Raw genomic sequence first — 13,501 nt, forward strand, 5'->3', positions numbered from 1 at the left:
TGTCGATGTCGGTGCATGTGTCTGTGCACGTGACGGGAACCTGTGCGTTCCCGAGGCAAGCTAAATTTCGTCGTCACGCCTATTCCCTGTGAGGGGCGTCACGGGTAAATCTTACGTGGAGTGATATTCTATCCGCAAGATCACGTTGAAAAAAACTGCATTTCGACCAGGAGTTTAAGGGAATGGTGAAGCGTTACGCTCTGGCAGCCGTATTGGCGGGCTTGGTCTCGATCGGCTCTTTCCCGCTCGCTGCTCCGCAGAAAGCCTGGGCAGAGATATTTTATTGCCAGAGCACGCGCACACCCAACGGCAGCGAGCCCTACTGCAACTTTATGCTTTTCGACAAGGCCTTCACCCGCCACATGCAGGTAATCGTCGCCCAGGGCGCGCGGCGGGACGTGGCCGTGAACGGCCGCTACGACGTCTTCTGCGTCCTGGTGCAAAACCACAGGAACGTGCCGGACAATTTCGCCTACCGGAAACAGCAGTGCAAGAAGTCGGACACGGGCCGAGAATACCAGGTACCGATCCGCGCCATCAACCTGCGGCGCGGACGGGATGGCTTCAGTTCCAACAACGTGCAGTCCCTGTTGCCGAAGGAACGCTGGTAGCCCTTTCTCGTCTGCCGGGCTGGCAAGAAAAAAGCCGGCACGACAAATGTCGTACCGGCCAGGTTTCCAGAGGAAAATCCCCTTGTCAGCAGGCGACGGAGGAAAGCGCCTGAGATCTTAGCGTCACGGCCTGACCCGTACGGGCAGACTGCTGTGCCGCCAGCCCCATTTCCACAGCCCGCCATCCGTCTTCAAGCGTCACTTCAGGTGCCGGCTTTTCACCGCGTACGACAGCCACGAAGCCTTCGTGCTGATAGAATGTCGAGCCGTTGTGGTCGCCTGCATCGAGGATCATCGGGTCAACCGGAATATCGATCTGACGCGGCCCCTTCGGGTCCCTGGGCGACACGACAAGCTGAGGCACCGGCGGCTCGCCGAGGTGTTCTGGCCAGAAGCGTCCGGGACCCGGCACGAAGGCTTCGATCTTGCCTTCCGGGCCAACGGCCGACACTTCTTCCTGGTAGCGCGAGCCTTCGGCAAACATGCAAAGTTCCAGCATGGCCCGAGCACCGTTTTCGAAGTCGACGATCACATAGCCATTGTCGAGTATGTCCGGCTGCTCGCCATTGTAGACCTCGTCCTTGTGATTGGCATCCTGGCCGGCCGACGCCATCACGCGGACTGGTTCGCATTGCATGATCAGCCGCATGAGATCGAAGAAATGGCAACACTTTTCAACGAATGTACCACCGGAGTAGCGGTTGAACCGGTTCCATGCGCCGACCTTGTCGAGGAAGGGAAAACGGTGTTCGCGGATGGTCAGCATCTTGATGCCGCCAGTGGCTGCTTCCGCCTGCTCGATCAACGCCGCGATCGGCGGCATGTAGCGGTACTCCATCGCCACCCACACGGGCGCCGGATAGGACGCCTTGAAAGCCTCCAGCTCGGCAACATCCTTGGGATCGGTGAAGAGAGGCTTTTCGACGAGAAGCGGCAACGGGCGCTTGCGGCGAATTTCTTCCATCTGCGGCACATGGCAGTGGTTCGGACTGGCAATCAGGATGCAGTCCAGTTCGTCCACTTCCAGCAGTTCCGAAACGGAATTGGCAAATCGCGCAAGAGGCGCAAATCTTGCTGCCGCTTCCGCCATTCCGGCGTCCGGCTCGAAGATCACCGTTACTTCGGTGTCCGGCAGGAGTGCGATGTTGCGCAGGTGCTCCTGCCCCATCATCCCGCAGCCAATGACACCATATCTTACCTTTGCAGGCATTCAGTCCTCCATGCGCGGTGGCATTTCTCGTCCACCTATTTCAAGCGCTGCACGTAATGCGCCCGGTCCGTGTCGAACCAGGTTCGCGAATATTCGACCGGCTTGGGGCGATCCGCCCAGCTGAACCGTTCGACAAAGCCTGTGAGAGTACCCGGCGTCTTCTGAAAGAGTTCCGGCGTCCAGTCCGGCAGCGCACGGATGGTCACCCGGTCTTCTGCACGCACGATCCAGAACCCGAGGTGTTTCTGGTAAAAGCGGTAAAGCGAGTCCGACAGAAGCTCGCGCCGCACGAATCCCGCGTCGCCGTCGAGCCAGATTTCCTCCACCGCAATCATCACATCGTTGAGAAACCTCAGCCGGCGGATACGGGTGCCTTCGGCGCTGGTACCGAAAAGCGGCAGATCGTCCGGCTTGTCCAGGCGCTTTACGTCCAGAATATCCGCGCGTGGCAGACCACCTCCGCTCAGGAGTTCCAGACGGAACATGGCGTAGACGCTCTCATGCGTGCCGCCCTGCCGTATGTAGTTTCCCGACCCCTGGATCCGCTCGAGTAAGCCTTTTTGCGTAAGGTCGGCGAGTGCCTTGCGAAGGGTTCCGATGGAGATGCCAAGCTCCTCTGCCATGTCCCTTTCAGGCGGCAGCCGCTCCCCGTCGATCAGCCGCCCGGCCGCGATATCCCTGATCAAAAGCTCACTTATCTGCACATATAACGGCAGCGCGGTAGAGGTTTGCGAGGCGGCTGGCATGGCGGTTCGAAGGTCTCGTTTTCAAAATTGATACACTATTGATTTACATCAAAACGGGTGATATGCAAGAAGAAATCGAAGGCAGAATGAAGCCATTCGAAAACAAACGAAAATAGCGAAACCACAATCGCGCCCATGTCGGTGCATGCGGGTTTCGGTATTCGACAAGATGGTCCAAGGGAGGCACTTCATGACCGTAGTCCCAGTCACGTCACCGGATCTTGATGCAGCGGAGGTATCCTGGTTCGCCGCATTGTGTTCCGACGACTATCAGTTTCTGGGCGTACCCGAAGGCCATCTGCGTTCCTCCTGGGAGCATTGCTCTTCGATCGTGAAAACAGCCGAGCAGCAGGGCTTCCGCAACATCCTGTGCCCGTCGTCCTACCAGGTGGGCCAGGACACCCTGTCCTTCGTCGCCGGCTGCGCTCCGATCACCGACAAGATCAACCTGCTGGCAGCGGTTCGCTGCGGCGAGATGCAGCCGATCATGCTGGCGCGGACCATTGCCACGCTGGACCACATGCTCGAGGGCCGGTTGACGGTCAACATCATCTCGTCCGACTTTCCGGGCGAGCAGGCCGACAGCAGCTATCGCTACCAGCGTTCGCGGGAAGTGGTGGAGATCCTGAAGCAGGCCTGGACGCAGGACGAAATCAATTACGAAGGCAAGGTCTATAACTTCAAGGGCCTGACCACGGACCCCGCCCGGCCTTACCAGACCGGTGGGCCCCTGCTCTATTTCGGAGGTTATTCTCCGGATGCGCTGGACCTTTGCGGTCAGCATTGCGACGTCTACCTGATGTGGCCGGAAAAGATCGAGGAACTGGAAGGCCGCATGAAGGCGGTCAACGCGGTCGCCGAGAAATACGACCGCACACTCGACTATGGCCTGCGCGTGCACATGATCGTGCGTGACACGGAAAAGGAAGCGCAGGAATACGCGGACTATATCGTCTCCAAACTTGACGAGACCCAGGGAACCGCCATTCGCGAACGGGCACTTGATGCCAAGTCGCTGGGGGTGAGCCACCAGGCAAAGAACCGCGAGATCGCTGATGAATTCGGTTATATCGAACCGAACCTGTGGACGGGTGTCGGCCGGGCGCGGTCCGGTTGCGGGGCAGCGCTGGTCGGGTCAACCGATCAGGTGATGTCCAAGATCGAGGCCTATCAGAAGATGGGTATTCGTGCCTTCATCTTCTCCGGCTATCCGCACCTGGAAGAAGCCAGGCATTTCGGGTCCAGGGTCCTGCCGAACCTGAAGACATGTTCCCTGCCGCACGCTTATGGTCGTGTACCGGCTCAAACGCCGGCAACCCCGCTTGGCCAAGGAGTGCGCCGCTAATGGACCGCGTGAAACTTTCTGAAACCCTGGACTTCTCCCGGCTGATCTATGGCATGTGGCGCATCGGCGACGACAGCGACACGTCCCCCGCTTACGTGGAACGCAAGATCCAGACCTGTCTCGACCAAGGCATCACAACCTTCGATCAGGCTGACATTTACGGCGGTTATGCCGCAGAGGCCGTGCTTGGCGGGGCGCTGAAAGCCAATCCGGCCCTGCGTGGTCAGATGGAAATCGTCACCAAATGCGACATTGTCGCGCCGATGGGACGGTATTCGGATGCCAGGGTGAAATACTACGACACGTCCCGATCACACATCGAGAAGTCTGTCGAGTTCTCCCTCACGGAGATGGGCATCGAGACCATCGACCTGCTGCTGATCCATCGCCCGGACCCGCTGATGGATCATCACGAGACCGGCGCCGCGCTCGATGACCTCGTCAAGAGCGGCAAGGTGCGGAATGTCGGTGTCTCCAACTTCCGCCCCTGGGACTGGGAGCTGCTGCAGTCGGCGATGTCGAACCGGCTTGTGACCAACCAGATCGAGATCTCACTGAAGGAAATCGCGCCGTTCACCAATGGCGACCTCGCGTTCCACCAGCGCCTCGGCACCCGGTTGATGGCATGGTCCCCCCTCGGTGGTGGCTCGCTGATTTCCGAAAGTGGCAAGCTTGGCACCGTAATGGACGAAATTGCTGCAGAGGCCGGTGTAGACCGGTCCGCTGTCGCGGTCGCCTTCCTTCTGGCTCATCCGGCGCAACTTTTGCCGGTCATGGGCACGAATAATCTGGAGCGCATTGCCCAGATCTCCGACGCGCTGAAAGTCAGCCTGGATCGCGAAACCTGGTACCGTCTTTACGAAGCGGCACTTGGAACAGAGGTGCCCTGATGACCATGCAGAATGCCAATCATACCGTGACCTTCGAACCGGACGCCGACAACACCCGCCTCTTGCGGGATGCGTTCGGTCGATTTGCCACCGGTGTTACGGTGGTGACCACCGGCTCGGCCGACGGCCCCGTCGGCATTACAGCCAACAGCTTTTCATCCGTCTCCCTGGAACCGGCGCTGGTCCTGTGGATGCCGGACAAGGGATCGCGCAGGTTCAGGTATTTCGAAACGGCCGAACATTACGCCATTCATGTTCTCAGCAACGAACAGGCTGAAGTCTGCAACGGTTTCGTGCGCAATGCCCATGCTTTCGATCAGCTCACCTATACGATCGACGGCAACGGCGTGCCCCTGATCGAAAACTGTCTCGCCCGCTTCGAGTGCAAGCGCTTCACCGCCTATGAGGGCGGCGATCACCTGATCGTTCTTGGGCAAGTGTTGCAGGCCGAGATGCGTTCAGGCGAGGCCCTGACGTTTTATGCAGGCAAACTCGGACAAATCGCTCCAAAATAAGGGCGGAAAACGGGGCGGTGACCGGCCCGTTCTGGAGGAAAGTGAGAAGCCTTCTGTCGCAGGAGAACGCAGAAGACCGCTTCACCACTTTTAACATGATCAGCTTCGCGGTTCTCATGTTCGCGCACATGATGGCCGGTTGATCCAGGGAGGAGCCCGAATGGGCATTTTGCTGGCGGTTCTTGCACCGCTCGACTTCGTCAATTCGCTGCTGTTGCGAATTGGCCGGGGCATCGGCATTGTTGCCGTCGCCCTGATGGTGATTGCGATCCTGGTTCAGGTCGTGTTCCGCTATGTCTTCAACAATGCCCTGCCCTGGCCGGACGAAGCAGCCCGTTTCTGCATGCTCTGGATGACAGGTCTTATGGCACCAACAGCGTTCCGCAGAGGCGGTTTCGTTGCCATCGACATGTTCACCCATTCCCTGCCTCGCCTGCTGGGAAGCGCCATATCCCTGCTCCTTCTGCTTATTTCACTTGTGGTGCTCGTCGTTGCCCTGAAGATCGGCTTTTCGGAAGTCACCGGTTTCGGAGGCCGTTTCGCAACCGCCTCGCTTTATGTTCCAGGCAACCTTTCCTTCAGCGAATGGATCCGCGTGCCGCGCAGCTGGATGATGGCTTCCATCCTCGTCGGCGTATTCCTGCTGACGCTCGTCAACATCGAGCTGATCCTGCGCAACATCATCGCCAGCTTCGGTGGCGCCGACCGCATGCCGGTCATTCCCGATCCCGACATGGCAGGAGCTGACTGATGCTGATCTGGTTCCTTCCTGTTTTCCTCGTCTTCCTGCTGATCGGACTGCCTGTCTTCTTCGGCCTTCTGGCGGCCCCTGGCCTGTTGCTCTGGCTGAACGGCCAGGAAAAAGACATCACGCTGCTTTACCGCAACGTCTACAACGGCATGGACAGTTTTCCTCTGATGGCGATTCCGTTTTTCATGCTCGCAGGCGAGCTGATGAACAAGGGCGGCATCACCATGCGGCTGGTCGAGTTCAGCCAGGCCCTGATGGGACATCTGCGCGGCGGCCTTGCTCATGTGAACATCCTGTCGTCGATGCTGTTTGCAGGCTTGTCCGGTTCTGCTGTTGCCGATACCTCCGCACTCGGATCCATGCTTATCCCGGCAATGGAGAAGCAGGGTTACACAAGGCGTTTTGCTGCGGCAATCACCGCTGCGAGTTCCGTCATCGGGCCGATCATTCCGCCGTCGGGCATCATGATCATCTATGCCTATGTGATGGGCGAGAGCGTTGCCGCGCTGTTCCTGGCCGGTATTGTACCCGGCATCATGGTCGGCATCGGCCTGATGCTGATGGTCAAGGTCATGGCCAACAAGTACGACCTTCCCAAAGCACAGAGGATCGTCAACCCCGGCCAAACCATGGCACCGGTGGAATACTGGTTCTCCTTCATTGTGCTGAGGGCAAACCTGGCTGCCCTCTTCACAGTGATCGCGGACCTTGTGATCAACCTGACCGGGTTCGCTTCCCTTTCAACGACGACTTCCTTCATCCTGTTCGCGGTCTTCCTGGCGGTTTCCCATGTGCTCTTGTGGAAGCTCAGAAGTGCTGTCTCGGAAGATTTTCGGGTCGTGTGCAAGAAAGCAGTTGCTCCGCTTCAGACGCCGATCATCATTCTCGGCGGCATTCTGCTGGGGGTCTTCACGCCGACGGAAGCAGCCGCGGTCGCAGTTGCCTACGCGCTAGTTATCGGCTTCTTCGTTCTGCACTCCATCAAGGTGTCCGAGATCCCGGGTGTCCTGAACAGGGCCGGCATAACCTCTGCAGTGGTGCTTCTCCTGGTCGGTGCGGCGATGGCCTTCAAGACCGTCGTCAGCCTCAGCCACGCTCCCGAAATCATGGCGGAGTTCGTTCTCACCCTGTCGGAGAACCCGCTGATCCTGCTGTTCCTGATCAACCTGCTGCTCTTCGTTGTCGGCATGTTCCTGGATGCAGGCCCTGCCATCATCATTCTCGGCCCCATTCTCGGACCGATCTTCGTCAACCTGGGCGTCGATCCGATCCATTTCGCCATCATCATGAGCGTCAACCTGACCATCGGCCTGGCAACGCCGCCCATGGGACTGGTGCTCTTCGTTGCGGCTTCGGTTTCAAGAGAACGGGTTGAAACCATTGCCAAAGCCATCCTGCCGTTTCTGGCGGTGGAAATCGCGGTGATCTTCCTGATCACCTATATTCCGGCACTTTCGATGACGATCCCGCGTCTGACCGGATTTGCCAACTGATCCTGAGCTTTCTAAGGGAGGAACCTAATGCTCAAAACTGCACTGAAAACGCTCACCGTCGCGGCGATGCTTGCCGGATCGTCGCTGAGCGCGCTTGCCGCGGACTACACGCTGCGCGCAACCGCCAACTCCAACGAAAACGACGAAGACTACGACGGTCTTGTCGTTTTCAAGAACTTCGTTGAGGCCGCTTCCAACGGCGCCATCGAGGTTGAACTGTTCATCGGCACGCAGCTTTGCTCCAACGGCGCCGAATGCCTTCAGGGCATTTCCGACGGTGCGATCGACATCTACATCTCCACCTCCGGCGGCGCGGCGGGCATTTTCCCGTATGTCCAGGTTCTCGACCTGCCCTACATGATGAGCGACGACCGGATTGCGGAGCATGTCCTGTCGGGTGAATTCACCCGCACCATGCGCACGATGGCACTGGAGGATTCCGGTGACACCATCCGCCTGATGACCATCGGCAACACCGGTGGCTGGCGCAACTTCGCCAACACCAAGCATCGCGTCGCCAAGCCGGAAGACCTCAAGGGCCTGAAGATCCGCACCGTGGTGGCCGACCTGCCGCAGGAACTGGTCAAGGCACTTGGCGCTGCTCCGACGCCGATCCCGTGGCCGGAACTGTTCACCTCGCTTCAGACCGGCGTTGTCGAAGGTTCCAAGAACGGCATCACCGACATCATGGGCATGAAGTTCCCGGATGCCGGGCTTCAGTATGTCACCCTCGACGGCCATGCCTACATGGGCGCGTTGTGGTGGATGAACAACGAGAAGTTCCTGTCGATGCCGGAAGACCTGCGCCGTGTCGTGGTGGACGGTTTCTACGCCCTGCAGCAGGCAACCTTCGCTTCGCCGAAGCGCAAGTCGATCAAGGCTTATGAGGACTTCGTGGCCGGTGGCGGCGATCTTTACGTTCCGACCCCGGAAGAAAAGGCAGCCTTCAAGGAAGCAGCCGCTCCGGTCTATGACTGGTTCAAGGGCAATGTCGGACGCGGCGGCGAGATCTTCGGCGCCCTGGAAGAAGCCGTGGCTACGGCCGAAGCCGACATCAACGCCAATCGCTCTGCCGATCTGAACTGACGAAACACCGTGTCACGCCTTGCCACTGCAGGGCGTGACACATCCCAGCACATGCACCGATCAGGAATCGTGCCTGCCGTAAACTGGACAGGGATCGGCACACGTCCCATGGTGAAGCCGCGGGAGACCCGGGAGAGCCAGAACTCAATGGTCCGGTCCGCCCAGCACTCGATCACGCGAGTTCTGCGCCGATCAGGAACGAACCGCCGGCTTTCAATTGAACGGATACATCCAGACCTTGTAATCACCGACCAGGATATGCGCCTTCTCAATCTCGTCTTTGGTCATCTTCTTGACCACCTCTTCCAGAGAGATCGCGGCGTCGGGGTCCCCCCCGATGGCGGAGAGCGTGTACCACATGTAAGCCCGCACGAGATCCGGAGCCGGCATGCCCCGGCCCACCTCATAGTACCAGCCGACACCGGACTGGGCACCCGGATGCCCCTTCATCGCGCTTCTGAGATACCACTCGAATGCCCGCTGGTCGTCGCGCTCGACACCCAGCCCCATAGCGTACATCACACCGATCAGTTCTTCCGCATCCGCGTTGCCGGAGCGTGCCGCCGGCCAAAGTTCCTTCATCGCCTCTTCGTAGCGATTGGCCTCCATAAGGTCGCGCGCGGCTTCGATTTCCGCCTGAGCAGAACTCGTGCACAACACAAGAGCAAAAAGAGCGGCGGTCAGCGTGGTTTTCATGTGTTGCGGTTGCTCCCTCTGGTCTTCGGCTTGTCGGCACCGGCGATTGCTTCCGAATTGCCACCGCCCTTGAAGGAAGACGATTTCATCGCCTTCGACAGAAAGCAGGCAGCCCTCGGCCAGTTGCTTTTTTACGACAAGATCCTCTCCGGCAACAGGAATATTGCTTGCGCCACATGCCACCACCCGACCCTTGGCACCGGGGACCGGTTGTCGCTCGGCATCGGCGAAGGCGGCGAAGGGTTGGGGCTCATGCGGATTGCCGGAACCGGTGACAGCCGCATTAAGAAACGGATTCCGCGAAACGCTCCAGGTCTCTGGAACTTGGGAGCAAAAGAGCTCCACGTCCTGTTTCATGACGGCCGCCTGTCGATTGCCGACACCTTCGAAAACGGCTTCAATTCGCCGGCGGAAGAATGGCTGCCCACGGGCTTCAATTCTCTGCTCGCCGCCCAGGCTGTCTTTCCGGTGACGGCCCAGTTCGAGATGGCGGGCAATCCGAAGGAAAACGAGATCGCCGGGGCCATCTACGATCGCATCGACAACGCCTGGCCGATCCTTGCCAAACGCGTCCGCATCATTCCGGAATATGGCCGCCTGTTTGTCGAGGCGTTCGATCATATCGACGCGCCTGAAGCGGTCACGATCGTTGAAATCGCAAATGCGCTGGCAGCTTTCCAGGCAATTGAATGGCAGAGCTTCGACAGCCCGTTCGACGCGTATCTCACCGGTGACGAAAGCGCTCTGGATCCGGCCCAGAAGCAGGGTCTCGATCTCTTCTACGGCAAGGCCGGGTGCTCCTCGTGTCATTCGGGCAAACTGCTCAGCGATCAGAAATTCCACGCCCTGGGCCTGCCCCCCTTTGGTCCGGGCCGCACCCGCAGCTTCGATCCGATGGTGCGCGATGTCGGCGTGATGGGAGAAACCGACCGCCTGGAAGATGCCTACAGGTTCCGGACTCCGATGCTGCGCAATGTCGAGCTGACCGCCCCTTACGGCCACAATGGCGCCTACCCCACGTTGGAGGGGATCATCCGGCATCATCTCGACCCCAAGGGAATGCTGAAAGCCTGGACACCGGAAACCGCAGCCCTTCCACAAGCGCCCTGGCTGCAGGCGATCGATTTTGTGGTCTGGAATGACGCTCGTGAGATGGCGCGTCAGGCCCGATTCAGGGATATTGAACCTCTCCCCCTTTCGGATGCGGAGATTGCCGATCTGGAGGCTTTCCTGAAAAGCCTGACCGGCACGCAGTCCGTCACGGCCCCGCCCTTCGGCATCCCTGCCACTGTCCCGAGCGGCCTTCCCGTCGACCGGTAAACATCAACAAGGACTAAGAACGTTTCATGGTTGCTCCATTGAAAGACCGGGCTAACCGGCTGTTCCCGGGTATTGCGATTGCCGGGCTTGTCGCCATTGCTGCGCAATTCCTCAACGAGCACTACGGGGCACCGGCCATGTTGATGGCCATCCTGCTTGGCATGCCGCTGAACTTCCTTTCGGAGGAACAGCGCACGGGTGAAGGCATCGCCTTTGCAGCCCGCACGCTGCTTCGTGTCGGCGTTGCCCTGCTCGGCGTCCGCATCAGCGTGGAAATGGTGCAGCAGCTGGGTCTGCCGTTTCTGCTTCTGGTGATCCTCGGCGTCCTGGTTACCATCGGCTTTTCCCTCTTGATCGGCGGGCTGTTCGGACGAGACAGGTTGTTTTCGTTTCTGACCGGCGGCGCGGTCGCCATTTGCGGTGCCTCCGCGGCCATGGCAATCGGCTCCATCCTGCCGAAACGCGAACATGCCGAACGCGATCTCGCCTTTACGGTGATTACCGTGACCGTCCTGTCCACACTGGCCATGATCTTCTACCCGATCCTCACCTCCTCCCTCGGCCTTTCCATGGACGCGACGGGTGTCTTCCTTGGCGGCACGATCCACGATGTTGCCCAGGTTGTCGGGGCCGGCTTCTCGATCTCCGAGGAAACCGGAGACCTTTCGACGCTGGTGAAACTGATCCGCGTCACCATGCTGGCGCCCATCGTTCTGGTCGCGGCGCTCATCCTGCGCAAGAGTTCGGAGCCGGGCAGCGCCCGTCCTCCGATCATGCCGGCGTTTGTTGTCGCCTTCCTGGTGCTTGCCGCACTCAATTCCTTCGGCCTTATTCCGGACGTTGCCAAGGAGGCGGCCGGACACGTTTCCCGCTGGGCGTTGCTGGCCGCAATTGCGGCAGTGGGCATGAAAACCTCCATTCCGAAACTGCTGGAAGTCGGCGGCCCGGCCATCTGGATGCTGGTCACGCAGACAGCGTTTCTGGCACTCTTCGTTCTGGGCGGCATCTGGCTGATCGGCTGACCTTTCAATCGGCCTTGCCACACCCCATATAACGAAGCAGAACCCCGGTCTTTTCAAAGGCCGGGGCTTTTCTTGTGCGGGCGAGTATGGAATATAGCTCGCACCTCTTTAGGCGGAACGGCAGATGCGCCGCAACAGGCCGGACCGGACTTGTTTCCGCCCAAACATTTCGAAAGCGTTTGGATGAAAAGCTACATCACCACCCCGATCTACTACGTCAACGGTTCTCCGCATATCGGTCACGCCTTCACGTCCGTGATGGCCGATATCCTGAAACGCAACCGACAGGCGCTGGGGTATGACATGATGCTGTCCACCGGCGTGGACGAGCACGGACAGAAGAACCAGGAAGCAGCGGAAAAAGAGGGAATGTCGGTTGAAGACTACCTCAACATGCGCTGTGCAGAATTCCGCGATGTCTTCGACCGTCTGGACGTGGCTTACGACTATTTCGTGCGCACCAGCCGCGAGGGCCACAAGACGGCCGTCGCTGGAATGGAGCAGTCGATCTTCGACAAGGATCTGATCGTCAAGAAGAACTACACCGGCACCTACTGCAAGGGCTGCGAGGAGTTCAAGAAGGAATCCGATCTGACCGAAGAGGGCCAGTGCCCGCTGCACCCGACAATGAAGGTGGAGCAGACGGAGGAAACCAACTACTTCCTGAAGATGGAACCGTTCCGCGAGCGCCTTCTGCAGCACATCGTCGAAAATCCGGACTTCGTGCAGCCCGAAGCGTTCAAGAACGAACTGAAGCAGATGCTGTCCGAACCGCTGGAAGATCTCTGTATCTCCCGGCCGAAGGCCCGTGTAACCCTGGGTATCGAACTGCCTTTCGACACTGACTTCGTCACCTATGTCTGGTTCGATGCGCTGGCGAACTACCTCACCAACATCAACTGGCCGGAAGCAGGCTACGAGAGCTGGTGGGCGGAATGCGAGCACCTGATCGGCAAGGATATTCTCAAGCCGCATGGGGTCTACTGGCCGATCATGCTGATGGCCGCCGGTCTGCCGCTGCCGAAGAAGCTGTCCGTCCACAGTCACTGGGTTGGTGCGGGCGGCGTGAAGATGTCGAAGTCCATCGGCAACGTCGTCGATCCGATCGAGGTCATCGAGAAGCTGGGCGTCGACGCCTTGCGCTGGTACCTCGCCCGGCACATGCGTGCGGACAGCGACAGCCAGATTTCGGTCGACTTCATCACCCAGTCCTACAACACGGAACTGGGCAACAAGATCGGCAACCTGCTGTCGCGGGCGGCCAAGTTCTCCAAGGCCCGTTTTGACGGCAAACTGCCGGCACCGGGTCCGCTGTCAGCCGAGGACGAAGCGATCCGCAAGTCCGTGCTTGAAGCCACCAAGGGCATGGGCGAATGGGTCAACCTTGCTGAAATCCCGGCTCGCATGCAGTCGATCATTACCGTCGCCGACGAGATGAACAACTACTTCGCCGAGCAGGCTCCCTGGGATCTCATCAAGAACGAGGAGACCCGCGAGCGTTGCCAGACGGTGATCTACGTGACGCTGGACTGCCTGCGCGTCGTCATGGAAGCGCTGACACAGGTCATCCCTGCATCTGCCGGGAAGGCTCTTGCCATGCTGAACGCACCGGCTGTCACCTGCCCGTGGAAGCCGGAACTTGACCGGCTGGAAGGCAATAGCGATCTCGGCGAAATCGAGACGCTTTTTCCGCGGGTTCAGTAAGCCCGTCACGGCTTGATCAAATAAATGAAGCGCCCCGAGCCGGGGCGCTTCAGATAACCAATCGCTCGGAATGCGATTTCCAGCCACAGAGAGTACGGCGAACGAGCAGAGG

Annotated in this window: 13 protein-coding genes; 10 read left to right on the forward strand and 3 right to left on the reverse strand. The window is 59.3% G+C overall.

All coding sequences use genetic code 11. The features are described from left to right. Positions 1-182: 182 nt before the first annotated feature. Positions 183-611, forward strand: a complete 429-nt coding sequence (locus Q666_RS53800) for a hypothetical protein (protein WP_023000203.1) — start codon at positions 183-185, stop codon at positions 609-611. A gap of 85 nt (positions 612-696) precedes the next feature. Here Q666_RS53800 and Q666_RS53805 read toward each other — a convergent pair whose 3' ends face one another. Next, on the reverse strand, positions 697-1,821 hold the full coding sequence (locus Q666_RS53805) for a Gfo/Idh/MocA family oxidoreductase (protein WP_031269024.1): 1,125 nt from the start codon (positions 1,819-1,821) through the stop codon (positions 697-699). A gap of 35 nt (positions 1,822-1,856) precedes the next feature. Continuing rightward, positions 1,857-2,567, reverse strand: coding sequence for a GntR family transcriptional regulator (locus tag Q666_RS53810; RefSeq protein WP_023000205.1), 711 nt, complete (start codon positions 2,565-2,567; stop codon positions 1,857-1,859). Between the two features lie 190 nt (positions 2,568-2,757). On the opposite strand from Q666_RS53810, the gene Q666_RS53815 reads away from it, so the two are divergent. From Q666_RS53815 to dctP, 6 genes are all read left to right on the forward strand, one after another. Next, positions 2,758-3,912 (forward strand): LLM class flavin-dependent oxidoreductase, encoded by a 1,155-nt coding sequence (locus Q666_RS53815; RefSeq protein WP_023000207.1) that lies wholly within the window; start codon positions 2,758-2,760, stop codon positions 3,910-3,912. Continuing rightward, positions 3,912-4,802: an aldo/keto reductase gene (locus Q666_RS53820; protein ID WP_023000208.1), complete on the forward strand. Its 891-nt coding sequence runs from the start codon at positions 3,912-3,914 to the stop codon at positions 4,800-4,802. Before Q666_RS53815 ends, Q666_RS53820 begins: the two co-directional genes overlap by 1 nt. Continuing rightward, positions 4,802-5,317 carry a flavin reductase family protein gene (locus Q666_RS53825; protein ID WP_023000209.1) on the forward strand — a complete coding sequence of 172 codons (516 nt, stop codon included), beginning with the start codon at positions 4,802-4,804 and terminating at the stop codon, positions 5,315-5,317. The genes Q666_RS53820 and Q666_RS53825 overlap by 1 nt, the downstream gene beginning before the upstream one ends. A gap of 160 nt (positions 5,318-5,477) precedes the next feature. After that, on the forward strand, positions 5,478-6,068 hold the full coding sequence (locus Q666_RS53830) for a TRAP transporter small permease (protein ID WP_023000211.1): 591 nt from the start codon (positions 5,478-5,480) through the stop codon (positions 6,066-6,068). Continuing rightward, entirely contained in the window at positions 6,068-7,561 is a 1,494-nt protein-coding gene (locus Q666_RS53835; protein ID WP_023000212.1) for a TRAP transporter large permease, read from the forward strand. The genes Q666_RS53830 and Q666_RS53835 overlap by 1 nt, the downstream gene beginning before the upstream one ends. Before the next feature lie 27 nt (positions 7,562-7,588). Then, positions 7,589-8,647 carry a TRAP transporter substrate-binding protein DctP gene (gene dctP / locus Q666_RS53840; RefSeq protein ID WP_023000213.1) on the forward strand — a complete coding sequence of 353 codons (1,059 nt, stop codon included), beginning with the start codon at positions 7,589-7,591 and terminating at the stop codon, positions 8,645-8,647. A 213-nt stretch (positions 8,648-8,860) separates the two neighbouring features. Here the strand turns inward: dctP and Q666_RS53845 are convergent, their stop codons facing one another. Beyond that, on the reverse strand, positions 8,861-9,343 hold the full coding sequence (locus Q666_RS53845; protein ID WP_023000214.1) for a tetratricopeptide repeat protein: 483 nt from the start codon (positions 9,341-9,343) through the stop codon (positions 8,861-8,863). On the opposite strand from Q666_RS53845, the gene Q666_RS53850 reads away from it, so the two are divergent. The 3 genes from Q666_RS53850 to metG all read left to right on the forward strand — a co-directional run bounded on the left by Q666_RS53850 (position 9,344) and on the right by metG (position 13,389). Then, positions 9,344-10,663: a cytochrome c peroxidase gene (locus Q666_RS53850; protein WP_023000215.1), complete on the forward strand. Its 1,320-nt coding sequence runs from the start codon at positions 9,344-9,346 to the stop codon at positions 10,661-10,663. A 26-nt stretch (positions 10,664-10,689) separates the two neighbouring features. Beyond that, positions 10,690-11,685 carry a YeiH family protein gene (locus Q666_RS53855; RefSeq protein WP_023000216.1) on the forward strand — a complete coding sequence of 332 codons (996 nt, stop codon included), beginning with the start codon at positions 10,690-10,692 and terminating at the stop codon, positions 11,683-11,685. Between the two features lie 183 nt (positions 11,686-11,868). After that, complete coding sequence (gene metG, locus Q666_RS53860) at positions 11,869-13,389, forward strand: methionine--tRNA ligase (RefSeq protein ID WP_023000217.1); 1,521 nt, start codon at positions 11,869-11,871, stop codon at positions 13,387-13,389. The last annotated feature ends 112 nt before the right edge of the window (positions 13,390-13,501 follow it).

The sequence above is a fragment of the Labrenzia sp. C1B70 genome, assembly GCF_000475395.1.
Lineage (GTDB): Bacteria > Pseudomonadota > Alphaproteobacteria > Rhizobiales > Stappiaceae > Roseibium > Roseibium algicola.